This is a genomic window from Halomonas sp. BM-2019 (assembly GCF_017584085.1).
Genome location: NZ_CP071922.1, coordinates 4,087,528 through 4,105,541, shown reverse-complemented (window position 1 = coordinate 4,105,541; position 18,014 = coordinate 4,087,528). Strand labels below are relative to the sequence as shown.

Here is an 18,014-nt window from a genome sequence, read left to right as displayed (position 1 = left end):
CGTCAGGCACTTCTTCAGAAACCCCGGCCAACTGGTCGGGGTTTCGTCGTTTCTGTCCGCAGCGTTTCCGGGGATGCATCCCATCCGCTAGAATGGGCACTTTCCCGTCAGAGAGTGACGCATGACCATCGGAGATCTGATTCGCCTGCTCAGCGATGGCGAGTTTCACTCCGGCGAGCAACTCGGCGAACGTCTCGGCGTGTCGCGGGCGGCCGTCTGGAAGCAGCTTCGTAAGCTCGATGCGCTCGGGATCGCCATGGAGGCCGTGAAGGGGCAGGGTTACCGACTCGCCGAGCCGCTGGAGCTGCTGGACGGCGGGCGCGTCGTGGCGGGCCTCTCCCGGGAGGCGCGGACCTATCTTTCGCGGCTCTTCGTGGAGGAGACGCTTGCATCCTCCAATGCGTTCTTGCGTGAGCGCTTCGAGCAGGGCGCCGGGCATGGCGAAGTGTGTCTGGTGGAACAGCAGAGTGCCGGTCGCGGTCGTCGTGGTCGCGTCTGGACCACGCCCTGGGGGCGCAGCCTGATGCTTTCGCTGGGCTGGCGAGTGGAGTCGGGGGTGGCTGCTCTGGAGGGTCTGAGTCTGGCCGTGGGCGTGGCGCTGGCCCAGGTGCTGGAGCGTCATGGAGTGGCGCCGTGGCTCAAGTGGCCCAACGATGTGTTGCTCGAGATGCCGGGCAGCCAGTTCGGCAAACTGGCCGGTATCCTGGTGGAGGTGGCCGGCGATACCGCAGGTCCCTGTGAAGTGGTCATCGGCATGGGAATCAACGTCAGCCTGCCGCCGTCCTTCCGGGAGGGGCTCGATCAGCCGGCTGCGGCCGTCCATGATCAGGCCCCCGATGTCTCCCGCAATGCGCTTGCCCTGGAGCTGATCGAGGCGCTCCTGCCTCTGGTGGCGCACTTCGAGGAAGGTGGCTTTTCGGCCTGGCAGGAGGCGTGGAATACCCGTCACGCCTTCGCTGGCAGTGAAGTGGAGATCCTGCGGGGGACGCGCCGTGAGCTCGCCGTCGCGGAGTCCGTTGATGCGTCAGGTAACCTGCTGGTGCGCCAGGAGGGCCGTCTGGTTCGCCTGGCGGGCGGCGAAATTAGCGTGCGGGCCCGGCCATGATCCTCGACCTGGATATCGGCAACACCCTCTCCAAGTGGCGGTTGAAGGACGCCGACAGCAGCGAGATCCGCTCCCGTGGCGCTGTCTGGACCCGTGAGGAGTGGCGTCCCGGCGCCGATATCCCCGATCTGGATGTGGTCGAGGCGGTGCGAATCTCCAGCGTCGCTCGCCGGGCGGTGCTGGAGGAGACCGTGGCGTTGCTGAGGCGACGGGTGGGGCATGTCCAGGTGGCGCGCTCGACTGCGGAGGCGCTCGGGGTCACCAACGGCTATGAGGAGCCCGAGCGGCTCGGCGTGGATCGCTGGATGGGCGCGCTGGCCGGCTACCAGCTAGCCGGAGGCTGCTGCGCCGTGGACTGCGGCAGTGCCATCACCATCGACTTCGTGCTGCCGGGTGGTCGCCATCTGGGGGGGTATATCCTGCCGGGCCTGAGGCTGATGAAGGAGAGCCTCAAGCTCGGCACGCGCAACGTCGCCATCGATCCGGACAGCGAGGCCGAGGAGCTCCTGATCCCCGGGCGGCGGACGGTCGAGGCGGTCAACCACGGCATCTACATGGCGGCGGTCAGCGCCATCAATCGCGTCTATGCCGAGGTGTGCGACATGGAGGGCGTGGCGCTGCCCTTGCTGCTGACCGGAGGGGATGCCCGGGTGGTCTCGCGAGGTCTCCAGGTGCCCCATGCGGTCTGGCCGGACATGGTCTACGGCGGCCTTGAGGTCTGCTTTCCGATGACCGCGGCCGAGCGGGCCGGGCGCATGTCCGGCGCGCCTCGGGTGCCGGGGCCGGTGTCGCTGGAAAAGATTCGTGCGGGGCTTGCATTCTCCATGCTGCTTTGACACAATGCGCCGCGTTCCAAGGCAAGCCGGTGGTCTCGCGTCACGGGTTTTGCTGTCGAGAAGACTGATAAAACAGTATCTTGACAACGGGATGGAAGGTGGTAGGATGTGCCACCAGTTGGAGGGGTTCCCGAGTGGCCAAAGGGAGCAGACTGTAAATCTGCCGCGAAAGCTTCGAAGGTTCGAATCCTTCCCCCTCCACCAGAATTACGCCGGCACCCAGACGCTGGGTGAGGGCAGCAAGAATGGGTAGGCGGGCATAGTTCAATGGTAGAACCTCAGCCTTCCAAGCTGATGGTGCGGGTTCGATTCCCGCTGCCCGCTCCAGCATCTCAGGATGCAAGGGTTTTGCTCATGTAGCTCAGGGGTAGAGCACACCCTTGGTAAGGGTGAGGTCGACGGTTCAAATCCGTCCATGAGCTCCACATTGAAAAGGCGGGCGCAGGCTCGCCTTTTCTCTTTCCGTCCTCGGCAGGGCGGTGGAAGGGGGTTGTCAGGCGGAGTTGTATCCGCTAAAATGGCGCCCGCTGTTGTCGGGCCGCTTGCAAAGGGTGGTCAAGAGGCAGAAACAGGCCAGTAGCTCAATTGGCAGAGCAGCGGTCTCCAAAACCGCAGGTTGGGGGTTCGATTCCCTCCTGGCCTGCCAGTCTTCCCCAGGCTGGCGAGTTCCCTGAAGATTTCACGTTTCGATTGCCGCGCCTGAGGAGTCCCGTTTTCATGAAGCATAACGCCGAGGTGCAGGAGTCGCGCCACGACGGACTCAAGTGGGCGGTTGTCATCACTCTGCTGGTTCTGGCCGTGGTGGGTAATACCTACTTTGCCGACCAGGCCCTGCTCTATCGTGTGCTGGGTGTCGTCGCGCTGAGCGTGCTGGCCGCAGTGGTAGCGCTGACCACCACCAGGGGGCGCGAGCTTGCCGAGCTGGCCCGTGCCGCCAAGAAAGAGATCCAGCGTGTGGTATGGCCAACGCGCCCCGAAACCGTGCAGACCACGGCGATCGTGCTGGTCGCCGTGCTGGTGGTCGGTCTGATGCTGTGGCTGATCGACACCCTTCTTGGCTGGGCGATGTCCGGCGTCATTGGTTAGGAGCCCCCATGTCCAAGCGTTGGTACGTCGTACACGCCTACTCCGGCTTCGAGAAGCATGTCATGCGCTCCCTGAAGGAGCGCGTGAAGATGTACGGCATGGAGGAACGCTTCGGCGAGATCCTGGTGCCGACCGAAGAGGTCGTCGAGATGCGTGACGGCAAGCGCCGCAAGAGTGAGCGCAAGTTCTATCCCGGCTACGTGCTGGTCGAGATGGAGATGGATGACGAGACCTGGCACCTGGTCAACGAGACGCCGCGGGTGATGGGGTTCATCGGCGGGACCAAGGAGAAGCCGGCGCCGATCACCCAGCGTGAAGCCGACGCTATCCTGCGTCGCGTCCAGGACGGCACCGACAAGCCGCGTCCCAAGACACTATTCGAGCCGGGTCAGTCCGTGCGTGTTGTTGACGGCCCCTTCGCCGACTTCAACGGCGTGGTCGAAGAGGTCAACTACGACAAGAGTCGCCTGCAGGTCAGCGTGCTGATCTTCGGTCGCGCGACACCTGTCGAACTGGAATTCGCTCAGGTCGAGAAGGAGTGATCCACTCGGCCTGACACCTGCAAGGCGGTCGCCGAGGCGGCCGCATCACCGGGGAGCCGCAAGGCGCTACTACCCAACTGGAGTCTTACCATGGCCAAGAAAGTACAGGCTTACATCAAGCTGCAGGTCGCAGCTGGCAAAGCCAACCCGAGTCCCCCCGTGGGCCCCGCGCTGGGTCAGCACGGTGTGAACATCATGGAGTTCTGCAAGGCGTTCAACGCCGCGACCCAGGAGATCGAGCCGGGTCTGCCCACTCCCGTGGTGATCACCGTCTATTCCGATCGCAGCTTCACCTTCGTCACCAAGACCCCGCCCGCTGCCGTCCTGCTGAAGAAGGCCGCTGGGATCAAGTCCGGCTCCGGTGAGCCGAACAAGAAGAAGGTCGGTACCGTGACCCGCGAGCAGCTCGAGGAGATCGCCAAGACCAAGGAGCCGGATCTGACGGCTGCCGATCTCGACGCCGCGGTGCGTACCATTGCCGGTAGCGCCCGCAGCATGGGCCTGAACGTGGAGGGTCTCTGATCATGGCTAAACTGTCCAAGCGCGCGCAGCTGATTCGCGAAAAGGTCGACGCTACCAAGGCCTACTCCCTGGAAGAGGCCGTGGCCCTGCTCGCCGAGCTCTCCACCGTCAAGTTCAAGGAGTCCCTGGACGTCGCCATCAACCTGGGCGTTGATCCGCGTAAATCCGACCAGGTGGTGCGCGGTGCGACCGTGATGCCCAACGGTACCGGCAAGGACGTGCGCGTTGCCGTCTTCACCCAGGGTGCCAACGCCGACGCCGCCAAGGAGGCCGGTGCCGACATCGTCGGCATGGACGACCTGGCTGAGCAGGTCAAGAAGGGTCAGCTCGACTTCGATGTCGTGATCGCCTCGCCGGATGCCATGCGCGTCGTCGGCCAGCTGGGCCAGATCCTCGGCCCGCGCGGCCTGATGCCGAACCCCAAGGTCGGCACCGTGACCCCGGACGTGGCCACGGCGGTCAAGAACGCCAAGGCCGGCCAGGTGCGCTTCCGTACCGACAAGAACGGCATCATTCATACCACCCTTGGCAAGGTCGACTTCGACGCGGCCGCCATCCAGGGCAACCTGGAGGCGCTGATCGCCGACCTGAAGAAGCTCAAGCCGAGCACCTCCAAGGGCATCTACTTCAAGAAGGTCACCCTGTCCACCACCATGGGCCCGGGCCTGACCCTCGATCACTCCGCGCTGGTCTGAGGCCAGTCAACGGAGTGATGCTCCAGCAAGAACTTTGCGGTCCCCGTGAGGCGTCATGACTCGCCGGCGGGGCACCGTCAAAGACCGCAGGTGCCGCCCCTCTTCGTGAAGGGCGGCTTAATCATCCCTTCGGGGTGGCCTGCGCAGATGGTGTGGCCGCCAGGCTTCTGGTGAGCACCATCACCCAGGACCTCCGCGCAACGGCTCTCGAGTCGAAGGCGGGGGAGATGGTAACCACCGGAGTCCTCAATGCGAGGTTCCGGCACGAAGGAGTGATCACTGTGCCACTAGCACTCGAAGGCAAGAAGGCGATTGTTGCCGAGGTCAGTGAAGCGGCCAAGGATGCGCTCTCCGTCGTAGTTGCCGATTCTCGTGGTGTCACGGTCGAGAAGATGACCGACCTGCGCAAGCAGGCCCGCGAGAATGGCGTCCAGCTGCGTGTTGTTCGCAACACCCTGGCGCGCCGCGCCCTGTCAGGCACCCAGTGGGAGTGCCTGACCGAGAGCTTCGTGGGCCCGACCCTGCTGGCCTTCTCCACCGAGCATCCGGGCGCTGCCGCCCGCCTGTTCAAGGAGTTCGCCAAGCAGGAGAAGGAGTTCGAAGTCAAGGCGCTGGCCTACGAAGGCGAGTTGATTCCGGCTGCCGACATCGACCGTCTGGCGACCCTGCCGACCTACGACGAGGCCATCGCCAAGCTGATGTCCGTGATGAAGGAAGCGTCCGCCGGCAAGCTGGTCCGTACCCTGGCTGCACTGCGCGACCAGAAGCAGGAAGAGGCCGCCTGAGCGGCGAACTCCTGCTGGCTGCCTGAATCTCATATTGAATCCCGAGTCGACGGGTAACCGCGACTCCCGCAAAGTTAGGAAACGTGACAATGGCACTGACCAAAGAAGACATCATCAACGCCGTCGCCGACATGTCCGTCATGGAAGTGGTCGAGCTGATCGAGGCCATGGAAGAGAAGTTCGGCGTCTCTGCCGCTGCCGCCGTGATGGCCGGCCCGGCTGCCGGCGGTGAAGCCGCTGCCGAAGAGCAGACCGAGTTCGACCTGGTCCTGACCAGCGCCGGCGAGAAGAAGGTCAACGTGATCAAGGTGGTTCGTGAGATCACCGGCCTGGGCCTGAAGGAAGCCAAGGGTGCCGTCGACGGCGCGCCGGCGACCATCAAGGAGGCCATGTCCAAGGAAGACGCAGAAGCGGCCAAGGCCAAGCTGGAAGAGGCCGGCGCGGGCGTGGAACTCAAGTAAGACTTGGGCTCCATGGCTTCACGCGCTGCGTAAGCTTCCACGGCTGGTGGCGGGACACCCGCTGCCGGCCTTTTTCTGTTGTCACTGGCCTCTGCGCACGGCGCAGAACCGCCAGCCGAATTCCGAAGGCGAGCGACCCCACGGCGCTTGCCTTCATCGCCTGACGGAGCCGCGCCCCGTCGGGTGGCGCCGACCACGCATCGGTCACCCATGGTGAACAAGCTGGGGAATACAGATGGCTTACTCATACACTGAGAAAAAACGCATCCGCAAGGATTTCGGCAAACTGCCCCAAGTGATGGATGTGCCCTACCTGCTGGCGATCCAGCTTGATTCCTACTACGACTTCCTCCAGCAGGACCGTTCGCCCGAAGAGCGCATGGAGGTCGGCCTGCACGCCGCCTTCAAGTCTGTCTTCCCGATCGAGAGCTTTTCCGGTAACGCCGCCCTGGAGTACGTGAGCTACCGTTTCGGCACCCCGGCCTTCGACGTCAAGGAGTGCCAGCTGCGTGGCGTCACCTACTCGGCACCGCTGCGCGTCAAGGTTCGCCTGATCATCTACGACAAGGAGTCGTCGAACAAGGCGATCAAGGACATCAAGGAGCAGGAAGTCTACATGGGGGAGATCCCCCTGATGACCGAGAACGGGACCTTCGTGGTCAACGGCACCGAGCGCGTCATCGTTTCCCAGCTGCACCGCTCCCCCGGCGTGTTCTTCGATCATGACAAGGGCAAGAGCCACTCCTCCGGCAAGCTGCTCTACTCGGCCCGCGTGATTCCCTACCGCGGCTCCTGGCTCGACTTCGAGTTCGATCCCAAGGACAGCGTCTTCGTGCGCATCGACCGTCGTCGCAAGCTGCCGGCGTCCGTGCTGCTGCGCGCGCTGGGCATGAGCGCCGAGGAGATCCTCGAGGAGTTCTTCGATACCAGCACCTTCCATATCGAGAAGTCCGGTTTCTCGGTGGAACTGGTGCCGTCGCGCCTGCGCGGCGAGACCGCCACCTTCGACATCAAGGATGCCGACGGCAGCGTGATCGTCGAGGAAGGGCGCCGCATCACCCAGAAGCATATCCGCCAGCTGGAGAAGGCCGGCCTCGAGCGCCTCGAGGTGCCGATGGAGTACCTGTACGGCAAGACCCTGGCCCGCGACCAGGTGGACCCGAGCACCGGTGAGCTGATCTGCCCCTGCAACAGCGAGATCACCCCGGAGCTGCTGGAAAAGATCGGTCAGGCCGGCATCACTCGCCTCGAGACGCTCTACACCAACGACCTCGACTGCGGTCCCTTCATCTCCGATACCCTGCGGCTGGATACCACCGGTTCCCAGCTCGAAGCGCTGGTCGAGATCTATCGCATGATGCGCCCCGGTGAGCCGCCCACCAAGGAGGCCGCCGAGACGCTGTTCCACAACCTGTTCTTCACCGCTGACCGCTATGACCTGTCCGGCGTCGGCCGCATGAAGTTCAACCGTCGACTGCGCCGCGACGCCGATACCGGCTCCGGTGTGCTCGACAAGCGCGATATCCTGGATGTGCTCAAGGAGTTGATCCACATCCGTAACGGCTTCGGCGAGGTGGACGATATCGACCACCTGGGCAACCGCCGTATCCGCTGCGTGGGCGAGATGGCCGAGAACCAATTCCGCGTGGGCCTGGTGCGCGTCGAGCGCGCGGTCAAGGAGCGCCTCTCCATGGCCGAGAGCGAGGGGCTGATGCCCCAGGACCTGATCAACGCCAAGCCCGTCGCCGCGGCGGTCAAGGAGTTCTTCGGTTCCAGCCAGCTCTCCCAGTTCATGGACCAGAACAACCCGCTCTCCGAGGTGACCCACAAGCGTCGCGTCTCCGCCCTCGGCCCGGGCGGCCTGACCCGCGAGCGCGCCGGCTTCGAGGTGCGCGACGTTCACGCCACCCACTACGGTCGCCTGTGCCCGATCGAGACCCCGGAAGGCCCCAACATCGGCCTGATCAACTCCCTGGCGACCTATAGCCACACCAACAGCTACGGCTTCCTGGAGACCCCGTACCGCAAGGTGGTGGACAGCCAGGTCACCGACGATCTCGTGCACCTCTCCGCCATCGAGGAGGGCGACTTCGTCATCGCCCAGGCCTCGGCCACCGTGGACGAGTCCGGCAAGCTGGTGGACGACCTGGTGCAGGTGCGCCACAAGGGCGAGACCACCTTCATGCGTCCCGAGCAGGTGACCCTGATGGACGTCTCTCCGCGCCAGGTGGTCTCCGTGGCGGCGGCCCTGATCCCCTTCCTCGAGCATGATGACGCCAACCGCGCCCTGATGGGGGCCAACATGCAGCGTCAGGCGGTGCCCACCCTGCGCGCCGACAAGCCGCTGGTTGGTACCGGCATGGAACGCTTCGTGGCCCGCGACTCCGGCGTCTGTGCCGTGGCGCGCCGAGGTGGGGTGATCGACTCCGTCGACGCCAAGCGCATCGTGGTCCGGGTCAGCGAGGATGAGATCATCGGCGGCGAGGCCGGCGTCGATATCTATAACCTCACCAAGTACGTGCGCTCGAACCAGAACACCTGCCAGAACCAGCGGCCTATCGTGCGGCCCGGCGACAGCGTGGCGCGCGGTGACATCCTCGCCGATGGTCCCTCCGTGGACATGGGTGACCTGGCCCTGGGCCAGAACATGCGCATCGCCTTCATGCCCTGGAACGGCTACAACTTCGAGGACTCCATCCTGCTCTCCGAGCGGGTGGTCCAGGAAGACCGCTTCACCACCATCCACATCCAGGAGCTGACCTGCGTTTCTCGCGACACGAAGCTGGGGCCGGAGGAGATCACCTCCGATATCCCCAACGTGGGCGAGTCGGCGCTCTCCAAACTGGACGAGGCGGGCGTGGTCTACATCGGCGCCGAGGTGGGTCCGGGCGATATCCTTGTCGGCAAGGTCACTCCCAAGGGCGAGACCCAGCTGACCCCGGAAGAGAAGCTGCTGCGCGCGATCTTCGGCGAGAAGGCCTCCGACGTGAAGGACACCTCCCTGCGCGCCCCCACCGGCATGAAGGGGACCGTCATCGACGTCCAGGTGTTCACCCGCGACGGGGTGGAGAAGGACTCCCGGGCGCTGGCCATCGAACAAATGCAGCTCGACGAGGTGCGCAAGGACCTTCAGGAGACCTACCGCATCGCCGAGGACGCCACCTTCGAGCGCCTCAAGCGCACCCTGACCGGCCAGGCCGTCAACGGTGGCCCCCGGCTGAAGAAGGACGACGTGCTGACCGAGAGCTATCTCGAGGAGCTGCCGCGCCAGCAGTGGTTCAAGCTGCGTCTTCAGGACGAGGCGCTCAATGAACTCTTGGCCCAGGCCGACGAGCAGCTGGAGAACCGTCGCAAGGAGATGGATGAGCGCTTCGAAGACAAGAAGCGCAAGCTCACCCAGGGCGACGACCTGGCTCCGGGCGTGCTCAAGATCGTCAAGGTCTACATGGCGGTGAAGCGCCGCCTGCAGCCTGGCGACAAGATGGCCGGCCGTCACGGTAACAAGGGCGTCATCTCGGCGATCATGCCCATCGAGGACATGCCCTTCGATGACAACGGCGAGCCGGTGGACGTGGTGCTCAACCCGCTGGGCGTTCCCTCGCGCATGAATGTGGGGCAGATCCTCGAGACGCACCTGGGCCTAGCCGCCTGGGGGTTGGGTCGCAAGATCGATGCGCTGCTGCGCGACGCTCGCCAACAGCAGGTGGCCGAGCTGCGCGAGTTCCTGGGACAGGTCTACAACTCGACCCCGGGCACCCGGGTCGAGGATCTCGACAGCCTCACCGACGATGAGGTGATCGCCCTGGCGAGGAACCTCAAGGGCGGCGTGCCGATGTCCACGCCGGTGTTCGACGGTGCCGAGGAGGGCGAAATCAAGCACCTGCTACGCCTGGCCGACCTGCCGGACTCCGGCCAGATGACGCTCTATGACGGCCGTACCGGCGACGCCTTCGACCGTCCGGTGACCGTCGGCTACATGTACATGCTCAAGCTCAACCACCTGGTGGACGACAAGATGCACGCCCGCTCCACCGGCTCCTACTCCCTGGTCACCCAGCAGCCGCTGGGCGGCAAGGCGCAGTTCGGTGGTCAGCGCTTCGGTGAGATGGAGGTATGGGCGCTGGAGGCCTACGGCGCGGCCTACACCCTCCAGGAGATGCTCACCGTCAAGTCCGATGACGTGGAGGGTCGTACCAAGATGTACAAGAACATCGTGGACGGCGACCACACCATGCAGGCGGGCATGCCGGAGTCCTTCAACGTGCTGGTGAAGGAGATCCGCTCGCTGGGCATCGACATCGAGCTTGAGAGCTGAGGCGGCCGACGCTTCACAGAATGACGGTCCGCGGGGGCGTACGCGCCCCCGCCCATGACAACTCCGCAGCGGAGCCGACCCCATGAAAGATTTGGTGAAAGTCCTCAAATCGCAGTCTCAGTCCGAAGAGTTCGACGCGATCAAGATCACGCTGGCGTCGCCGGACATGATCCGCTCCTGGTCCTACGGCGAGGTCAAGAAGCCCGAGACCATCAACTACCGCACCTTCAAGCCGGAGCGCGACGGCCTGTTCTGCGCCAAGATCTTCGGCCCGGTCAAGGACTACGAGTGCCTGTGCGGCAAGTACAAGCGCATGAAGCATCGCGGTATCATCTGCGAGAAGTGCGGCGTGGAGGTCACCAAGGCCGCCGTGCGCCGCGAGCGCATGGGCCACATCGAGCTGGCCAGCCCGGTCGCCCATATCTGGTTCCTGAAGTCGCTGCCCTCCCGCATCGGCATGTTCCTGGACATGACCCTGCGCGATATCGAGCGCGTGCTCTACTTCGAGAGCTTCGTGGTCATCGACCCGGGCATGACCACCCTGGAGCGCGGCCAACTGCTCAACGACGAGCAGTACTTCGAGGCCCTCGAGGAGTTCGGCGACGACTTCGATGCCCGCATGGGTGCCGAGGCGATCCAGGCGCTGCTCAAGGACATCGAGCTGGGCGAGGAGATCGATCGCCTGCGCGAGGAGATCCCCCAGACCAACTCCGAGACCAAGATCAAGAAGCTTTCCAAGCGGCTCAAGCTGCTGGAGGCCTTCTACAACTCCGGCAATGCGCCGGCGTGGATGGTCATGGAGGTGCTGCCGGTGCTGCCGCCGGACCTGCGTCCGCTGGTCCCGCTGGACGGCGGCCGCTTCGCCACCTCCGATCTCAACGACCTCTACCGCCGCGTGATCAACCGCAACAACCGTCTCAAGCGGCTGCTCGACCTCAATGCGCCGGACATCATCGTGCGCAACGAGAAGCGCATGCTGCAGGAAGCGGTAGACGCCCTGCTGGACAACGGCCGTCGCGGCCGTGCCATCACCGGCTCCAACAAGCGCCCGCTCAAGTCCCTGGCCGACATGATCAAGGGCAAGCAGGGTCGCTTCCGCCAGAACCTGCTCGGCAAGCGCGTCGACTACTCCGGCCGCTCGGTCATCACCGTGGGCCCGACCCTGCGCCTGCACCAGTGCGGCCTGCCCAAGAAGATGGCGCTGGAGCTGTTCAAGCCGTTCATCTATTCCAAGCTGCAGTCCCTGGGCTACGCCTCCACCATCAAGGCCGCCAAGAAGATGGTCGAGCGCGAGCTGCCCGAGGTGTGGGACATCCTCGCCGATGTCATCCGCGAGCACCCGGTGCTGCTCAACCGCGCGCCGACCCTGCACCGCCTCGGCATCCAGGCCTTCGAGCCGCTGCTGATCGAGGGCAAGGCGATCCAGCTGCACCCGCTGGTGTGTGCCGCCTACAACGCCGACTTCGACGGTGACCAGATGGCGGTCCACGTGCCGTTGACCCTGGAAGCCCAGCTCGAGGCTCGGGCGCTGATGATGGCCACCAACAACGTGTTGTCGCCGGCCAACGGCGAGCCGATCATCGTGCCCTCCCAGGACGTGGTGCTGGGTCTCTACTACATGACCCGCGAAAAGATCAACGCCAAGGGCGAGGGCATGGTGTTCGCCAACCTCGATGAGGTGGAGCGCGCCTTCGGCACCCAGAGCGTCGAGCTGCATGCCCGTGTCAAGGTGCGCCTGACCGAGGTGGAGATCGACGAGGAGACCGGCGACAAGCGCGAGCTGCGGGGCCTGCACGATACCACCGTGGGCCGTGCGCTGCTGTTTCGCATCCTGCCGGAAGGGGTGCCCTTCGCGCTGGTGGATCAGCCGATGAAGAAGAAGGCGATCTCCAAGCTGCTCAACGAGGTGTACCGTCGCGCCGGCCTCAAGCCGACCGTGATCTTCGCCGACCAGCTGATGTACACCGGCTTCCGTCTGGCCACCTGGTCCGGCGCCTCCATCGGCGTCAACGACTTCGTCATCCCGGATGCCAAGGCCGAGATCATCGAGGCCGCCGAGGAGGAGGTGAAGGAGATCGAGGACCAGTTCTCCTCGGGCCTCGTCACCGCCGGCGAGAAGTACAACAAGGTGATCGACATCTGGTCCAAGGCCAACGACAAGGTGGCCAAGGCGATGATGGTCGGCATCTCCAAGGAGACCGTGGTCGACCGTGACGGCAACGAGGTCGAGCAGGACTCCTTCAACAGCGTCTTCATCATGGCCGACTCCGGGGCCCGGGGTAGCGCCGCCCAGATCCGTCAGCTGGCGGGCATGCGCGGCCTGATGGCCAAGCCGGATGGTTCGATCATCGAGACGCCGATCGTCGCCAACTTCCGTGAAGGCCTGAACGTCCTGCAGTACTTCATCTCGACCCACGGCGCCCGTAAGGGCCTGGCGGATACGGCACTGAAGACCGCCAACTCCGGCTACCTGACGCGTCGCCTGGTGGACGTGGCCCAGGACATGGTGATCACCGAGACCGACTGCGGCACCGAGAACGGCCTGACCCTGCATCCGGTCATCGAGGGCGGCGACATCATCGTCTCCCTGGCCCAGCGCGTGCTGGGGCGCGTCGTCGCCCAGGACGTCATCGACCCGGCCACCGAGGAGGTGCTGATCCCGCGCAACACCCTGCTCGACGAGAAGTGGTGCGCCGAGCTCGACACCATGGGCGTCGACGAGATCGTGGTGCGCAGCGCCATCGCCTGCGAGACCCACCACGGCGTCTGCTCGGCCTGTTACGGTCGCGACCTGGCGCGCGGTCACCAGGTCAACATCGGCGAGGCGGTGGGCGTCATCGCGGCGCAGTCCATCGGCGAGCCGGGCACCCAGCTGACCATGCGGACCTTCCACATCGGCGGCGCGGCCTCCCGGGCCTCGGCCGTGGACAGCGTCCAGGTCAAGCACGGCGGCCGCGTGCGCCTGCACAACATCAAGTTCGTGGAGCGCACCGACGGCAAGCTGGTGGTGGTCTCCCGCTCCAGCGCCCTGGCGGTGGCCGACGAGCATGGCCGCGAGCGCGAGTACTACAAGCTGCCCTACGGCGCCGAGCTCTCCGTCAAGGACGGCGACCGCGTCGATGCCGGCCAGGCCGTGGCCAAGTGGGATCCCCATACCCACCCTATCGTCGCCGAGGCCGAGGGCACCGTGCAGTACGCCGACATGGACGAGGGCCTGACCATCCATCGCAGCGTGGACGAGATGACCGGTCTCTCCTCCATCGAGGTGATCGAGTCGGCGGCCCGACCCATGGCCGGCCGCGACAAGCGCCCGATGATCCTGCTCTCCGGTGACGACGGCAAGCCGGTGACCGTCTCCGGCTCCGACACCCCGGTGCAGTACCTGCTGCCCGGCAAGGCCATCGTTACCGCCGAGAATGGCTCGCGGATCGGCGTCGGCGAGATCGTCGCACGGATCCCGGTGGAGGCCTCTGCCAACAAGGACATCACCGGGGGGCTGCCCCGCGTGGCCGATCTGTTCGAGGCGCGCAAGCCGAAGGAGCCGTCGATCCTCGCCGAGATCAGCGGCGTGATCAGCTTCGGCAAGGAGACCAAGGGCAAGCGTCGTCTGGCCATCACCCCCGAGGGTGGCGGCGATCCCTTCGAGATGCTGATTCCGAAGTGGCGTCAGATCGCAGTGTTCGAAGGCGAGAGCGTCGAGAAGGGCGAGGTGATCTCCGACGGTCCGAGCAACCCCCACGACATCCTGCGTCTGCTGGGCGTGGCGGAGCTGGCCAAGTACATCACCGCCGAGATCCAGGAGGTCTACCGTCTCCAGGGCGTGGGCATCAACGACAAGCACATCGAGGTGATCGTGCGTCAGATGCTGCGCAAGGTGGAGATCACCGACGCCGGGGATTCCGACTTCATTCCCGGCGACCAGGTCGAGCTGGTGCGGGTGCTGGAGCAGAATGCTCGCCTCGAGAAGGAGGAGAAGTTCCCGGCCAAGTACCAGCGGGTGCTGCTGGGCATCACCAAGGCCAGCCTGGCCACCGAGTCGTTCATCTCCGCGGCCTCCTTCCAGGAGACCACCCGGGTGCTGACCGAGGCGGCGGTGACCGGCAAGCGCGACTACCTGCGCGGCCTGAAGGAGAACGTGGTGGTGGGACGCCTGATTCCGGCAGGGACCGGCCTGACCCACCATGCCGAGCGTCGCCGCAAGCGCGAGGACACCGAGCGCCTGCTGGCCCCGTCGGCCTATGACGTGGAGCAGGAGCTTGGGGCCCAGCTCACCGCGCTGGATTCGGACGACGACGAACTCTGACCCCGGTCGGCCCCAAGCCCGGCGCGGCCTGAGGATGCGTGCCGGGCTTGACGGCGACTGGAGTCAGCCAGTAGAATGCGCAGCCTTTAACAGTGGGGCGGGTGCGCCCGCACCCGCTGGAAAGGCAGTGCAATACAGGATAGCGAGCGGCTACCTCGCTACCGCCAAGGCAACCCATTGGAGCAATAGATGGCAACAATCAATCAGCTGGTGCGCAAGCCGCGCAAGCGCCCCGTCAGCAAGAGCGACGTGCCGGCGCTGCAGGCTTGCCCGCAGAAGCGCGGCGTCTGCACCCGCGTCTACACCACCACCCCGAAGAAGCCGAACTCGGCCCTGCGTAAGGTCTGCCGTGTGCGCCTGACCAACGGCTACGAGGTCTCTTCCTACATCGGTGGTGAGGGGCATAACCTTCAGGAGCACTCCGTGGTCCTGATCCGCGGCGGCCGTGTCAAGGACCTGCCCGGTGTGCGCTATCACACCGTGCGCGGCGCCCTGGATACTTCCGGCGTGCAGAACCGCAAGCAGGGCCGTTCCAAGTACGGCGCCAAGCGTCCCAAGGCCTGATCGGCCGCGGTACACGTATTCATCCAGAATTGATATCGGTCTGATAAGAGTAAGGTCGGGCGTCGCGGGTTCGATAAGGGCGTGCGGGAGTCCCGGGTTTACCTGAAGGACCCTTCAACAGAGGGCTTATCATGCCTAGAAGAAGAGTTGCGGCCAAGCGCGAGATCCTCCCGGATCCCAAGTTCGGAAGCGAGCGTCTGGCGAAGTTCATGAACCACCTGATGTTCAGCGGCAAGAAGTCCGTAGCTGAGCGCATCGTCTATGGTGCGCTGGACAGGGTTGCCGAGCGCAGTAACGAAGACCCGCTGGAGATCTTCGACAAGGCGCTGGAAACCATCCAGCCGATGGTCGAGGTGAAGTCACGCCGCGTGGGCGGTGCGACCTATCAGGTGCCCGTTGAGGTTCGTCCGTCCCGCCGTCAGGCGCTGGCCATGCGCTGGCTGGTGGATGCGGCGCGTCGCCGTGGCGAGAAGACCATGGTGCAGCGCCTCGCCGGCGAGATGCTGGATGCCGCCGAAGGCAAAGGCTCCGCGGTCAAGAAGCGTGAAGACGTGCACCGCATGGCAGAAGCCAACAAGGCCTTCTCGCACTACCGCTTCTGATAAGCGTAGCGTCAATCAACGCACCGCCAACCAACGGGGAGTTCCACCGTGGCTCGCAAGACACCTCTCAATCGCTACCGCAACATCGGGATCTGCGCCCACGTCGATGCGGGCAAGACCACCACGACCGAGCGTGTACTGTTCTACACCGGCCTCTCCCACAAGCTGGGTGAGGTACACGACGGCGCGGCGACCACCGACTGGATGGAGCAGGAGCAGGAGCGGGGTATCACCATCACCTCCGCGGCTGTGACCACCTTCTGGAAGGGGATGAACCAGCAGTTCGACGAGCACCGCATCAACATCATCGACACCCCCGGACACGTGGACTTCACCATCGAGGTGGAGCGTTCCCTGCGCGTGCTCGACGGTGCCGTGGTGGTGCTGTGCGGCTCCTCCGGCGTGCAGCCCCAGACCGAGACCGTCTGGCGCCAGGCCAACAAGTACGAAGTCCCGCGCATGGTGTTCGTCAACAAGATGGACCGCACCGGCGCCGACTACTTCATGGTCGTCGAGCAGCTCAAGGACCGCCTGGGCGCCAACGCGGTGCCGATCCAGATCAACTGGGGCGCCGAGGATGAATTCAAGGGCGTCATCGACCTGATCGAGATGAAGGCCATCAAGTGGAACGAGGCCGATCAGGGCATGAGCTACGAGCTGGTGGACATCCCCGCCGAGCTCCAGGCCAAGGCCGAAGAGTTCCGTGAGCAGATGGTCGAGGCGGCCGCCGAGGCCTCCGAAGAGCTGATGGAGAAGTACCTCGAGGAGGGCGAGCTCAGCGCCGAGGAGATCAAGGCCGGCCTGCGCCGCCGTACCCTGGACAACGAGCTCGTCCTGGTGACCTGTGGCTCCGCGTTCAAGAACAAGGGCGTGCAGGCGGTGCTCGACGCCGTCATCGAATACATGCCCTCTCCGGTCGAGGTCAAGGCCATCGAGGGTGAGCTGGACGACAAGGACGGCACCATCGCCACCCGCGAGGCGGACGACAGCGCCCCCTTCGCCGCCCTGGCCTTCAAGATCGCCACCGACCCCTTCGTCGGCACCCTGACCTTCATCCGCGTCTACTCCGGCGTGCTGAACTCCGGCGACAGCGTCTACAACTCCGTGAAGCAGAAGAAGGAGCGCGTCGGCCGTATCGTGCAGATGCACTCCAACTCCCGCGAGGAGATCAAGGAAGTCTACGCCGGCGACATCGCCGCCTGTATCGGCCTCAAGGACGTCACCACCGGTGACACCCTGTGCGACATCGAGAACAAGATCGTGCTCGAGCGCATGGAGTTCCCGGATCCGGTGATCTCCGTGGCCGTGGAGCCCAAGTCCAAGGCCGACCAGGAGAAGATGGGCGTGGCGCTGGGCAAGCTGGCCCAGGAGGACCCCTCCTTCCGCGTCAAGACCGACGAGGAGACCGGCCAGACCATCATTTCCGGCATGGGCGAGCTGCACCTCGACATCATCGTCGATCGCATGCGTCGTGAGTTCAAGGTCGAGGCCAACATCGGCAAGCCGCAGGTGGCCTACCGCGAGACCATTCGCGGCACGGTGGAGCAGGAAGGCAAGTTTGTGCGCCAGTCCGGCGGTCGCGGCCAGTATGGCCACGTCTGGCTGCGCATCGAGCCGCTCACCGCGGCAGACAAGGGCGAAGATGAAGAGCTGCACTTCAAATTCGCGTCCGAGATCGTCGGCGGCGTGGTTCCCAAGGAATACGTGCCGGCCGTCGAGAAAGGGGCCTACGAGCAGCTGCAGAACGGTGTCATCGCGGGCTACCCGATGATCGACGTCAAGGTTACGCTGTACGATGGTTCCTACCACGACGTGGACTCCAACGAGACCGCGTTCAAGGTCGCCTCTTCCATGGCGATCAAAGAGGGTGCCAAGAAGGCCAAGGCCGTGCTGCTGGAGCCGGTGATGAAGGTCGAGGTCGTGACCCCCGAGGATTACATGGGTGACGTCATGGGCGACCTGAACCGCCGTCGCGGCCTTGTGTCGGGCATGGATGACTCCTCCATGGGCAAGATCATCCGCGCTCGGGTTCCGTTGGCTGAGATGTTCGGTTACGCGACCGATCTGCGTTCTCAGACCCAGGGCCGCGCAAGCTACGTCATGGAGTTTGCGGATTACGAAGAGGCGCCGTCCAGCGTCGTTGAAGCCGTCATCAACCAAAACGGTTAACCGTTAGCTAACGTAAAGAGGTTATAGCA

The 18,014-nt window shown here is 64.7% G+C and carries 13 protein-coding genes and 4 tRNA genes; all 17 read left to right on the top strand.

What is annotated here, in order from left to right; translation table 11 throughout:
* Window positions 1-121: 121 nt before the first annotated feature.
* The 17 genes from J5F18_RS20405 to fusA all read left to right on the top strand — a co-directional run bounded on the left by J5F18_RS20405 (window position 122) and on the right by fusA (window position 17,985).
* A complete protein-coding gene (locus J5F18_RS20405; RefSeq protein ID WP_346300313.1) occupies window positions 122-1,105 on the top strand; it encodes a biotin--[acetyl-CoA-carboxylase] ligase in 984 nt (327 codons plus the stop codon).
* Window positions 1,102-1,941 (top strand): type III pantothenate kinase, encoded by an 840-nt coding sequence (locus J5F18_RS20400; RefSeq protein WP_346300312.1) that lies wholly within the window; start codon window positions 1,102-1,104, stop codon window positions 1,939-1,941. Before J5F18_RS20405 ends, J5F18_RS20400 begins: the two co-directional genes overlap by 4 nt.
* Before the next feature lie 120 nt (window positions 1,942-2,061).
* Window positions 2,062-2,145 (top strand) — tRNA-Tyr (locus J5F18_RS20395).
* Between the two features lie 49 nt (window positions 2,146-2,194).
* A tRNA-Gly gene (locus J5F18_RS20390) sits at window positions 2,195-2,268 on the top strand.
* A gap of 23 nt (window positions 2,269-2,291) precedes the next feature.
* Window positions 2,292-2,366 (top strand) — tRNA-Thr (locus J5F18_RS20385).
* A gap of 145 nt (window positions 2,367-2,511) precedes the next feature.
* Window positions 2,512-2,587, top strand: a tRNA-Trp gene (locus tag J5F18_RS20380).
* Between the two features lie 71 nt (window positions 2,588-2,658).
* The gene (gene secE, locus J5F18_RS20375; RefSeq protein ID WP_346300311.1) at window positions 2,659-3,027 is read left to right on the top strand and encodes a preprotein translocase subunit SecE; all 369 of its coding nucleotides are present in this window, start codon (window positions 2,659-2,661) and stop codon (window positions 3,025-3,027) included.
* Between the two features lie 8 nt (window positions 3,028-3,035).
* Window positions 3,036-3,569 (top strand): transcription termination/antitermination protein NusG, encoded by a 534-nt coding sequence (gene nusG, locus J5F18_RS20370; protein ID WP_346300310.1) that lies wholly within the window; start codon window positions 3,036-3,038, stop codon window positions 3,567-3,569.
* Between the two features lie 90 nt (window positions 3,570-3,659).
* Window positions 3,660-4,091, top strand: a complete 432-nt coding sequence (gene rplK / locus J5F18_RS20365; RefSeq protein WP_016419070.1) for a 50S ribosomal protein L11 — start codon at window positions 3,660-3,662, stop codon at window positions 4,089-4,091.
* A 2-nt stretch (window positions 4,092-4,093) separates the two neighbouring features.
* Window positions 4,094-4,786 carry a 50S ribosomal protein L1 gene (gene rplA, locus J5F18_RS20360; RefSeq protein ID WP_346300309.1) on the top strand — a complete coding sequence of 231 codons (693 nt, stop codon included), beginning with the start codon at window positions 4,094-4,096 and terminating at the stop codon, window positions 4,784-4,786.
* A gap of 281 nt (window positions 4,787-5,067) precedes the next feature.
* Window positions 5,068-5,571, top strand: a complete 504-nt coding sequence (rplJ, locus tag J5F18_RS20355) for a 50S ribosomal protein L10 (protein WP_346302277.1) — start codon at window positions 5,068-5,070, stop codon at window positions 5,569-5,571.
* A gap of 89 nt (window positions 5,572-5,660) precedes the next feature.
* On the top strand, window positions 5,661-6,032 hold the full coding sequence (rplL, locus tag J5F18_RS20350) for a 50S ribosomal protein L7/L12 (protein ID WP_346300308.1): 372 nt from the start codon (window positions 5,661-5,663) through the stop codon (window positions 6,030-6,032).
* 235 nt (window positions 6,033-6,267) lie between these two features.
* Complete coding sequence (rpoB, locus tag J5F18_RS20345) at window positions 6,268-10,347, top strand: DNA-directed RNA polymerase subunit beta (protein ID WP_346300307.1); 4,080 nt, start codon at window positions 6,268-6,270, stop codon at window positions 10,345-10,347.
* Between the two features lie 82 nt (window positions 10,348-10,429).
* The gene (rpoC, locus tag J5F18_RS20340; protein ID WP_346300306.1) at window positions 10,430-14,650 is read left to right on the top strand and encodes a DNA-directed RNA polymerase subunit beta'; all 4,221 of its coding nucleotides are present in this window, start codon (window positions 10,430-10,432) and stop codon (window positions 14,648-14,650) included.
* A 189-nt stretch (window positions 14,651-14,839) separates the two neighbouring features.
* Entirely contained in the window at window positions 14,840-15,214 is a 375-nt protein-coding gene (rpsL, locus tag J5F18_RS20335) for a 30S ribosomal protein S12 (RefSeq protein WP_346300305.1), read from the top strand.
* A gap of 131 nt (window positions 15,215-15,345) precedes the next feature.
* The gene (gene rpsG, locus J5F18_RS20330; protein ID WP_110070665.1) at window positions 15,346-15,816 is read left to right on the top strand and encodes a 30S ribosomal protein S7; all 471 of its coding nucleotides are present in this window, start codon (window positions 15,346-15,348) and stop codon (window positions 15,814-15,816) included.
* Between the two features lie 48 nt (window positions 15,817-15,864).
* Window positions 15,865-17,985 (top strand): elongation factor G, encoded by a 2,121-nt coding sequence (gene fusA / locus J5F18_RS20325; protein ID WP_346300304.1) that lies wholly within the window; start codon window positions 15,865-15,867, stop codon window positions 17,983-17,985.
* Window positions 17,986-18,014: the final 29 nt, after the last annotated feature.

Bases quoted from the DNA above. Each gene is read 5' to 3' on its own strand.
- J5F18_RS20405 (WP_346300313.1), top strand. From the start codon at position 122: ATGACCATCGGAGATCTGATTCGCCTGCTCAGCGATGGCGAGTTTCAC.
- J5F18_RS20400 (WP_346300312.1), top strand. From the start codon at position 1,102: ATGATCCTCGACCTGGATATCGGCAACACCCTCTCCAAGTGGCGGTTG.
- secE (WP_346300311.1), top strand. From the start codon at position 2,659: ATGAAGCATAACGCCGAGGTGCAGGAGTCGCGCCACGACGGACTCAAG.
- nusG (WP_346300310.1), top strand. From the start codon at position 3,036: ATGTCCAAGCGTTGGTACGTCGTACACGCCTACTCCGGCTTCGAGAAG.
- rplK (WP_016419070.1), top strand. From the start codon at position 3,660: ATGGCCAAGAAAGTACAGGCTTACATCAAGCTGCAGGTCGCAGCTGGC.
- rplA (WP_346300309.1), top strand. From the start codon at position 4,094: ATGGCTAAACTGTCCAAGCGCGCGCAGCTGATTCGCGAAAAGGTCGAC.
- rplL (WP_346300308.1), top strand. From the start codon at position 5,661: ATGGCACTGACCAAAGAAGACATCATCAACGCCGTCGCCGACATGTCC.
- rpoB (WP_346300307.1), top strand. From the start codon at position 6,268: ATGGCTTACTCATACACTGAGAAAAAACGCATCCGCAAGGATTTCGGC.
- rpoC (WP_346300306.1), top strand. From the start codon at position 10,430: ATGAAAGATTTGGTGAAAGTCCTCAAATCGCAGTCTCAGTCCGAAGAG.
- rpsL (WP_346300305.1), top strand. From the start codon at position 14,840: ATGGCAACAATCAATCAGCTGGTGCGCAAGCCGCGCAAGCGCCCCGTC.
- rpsG (WP_110070665.1), top strand. From the start codon at position 15,346: ATGCCTAGAAGAAGAGTTGCGGCCAAGCGCGAGATCCTCCCGGATCCC.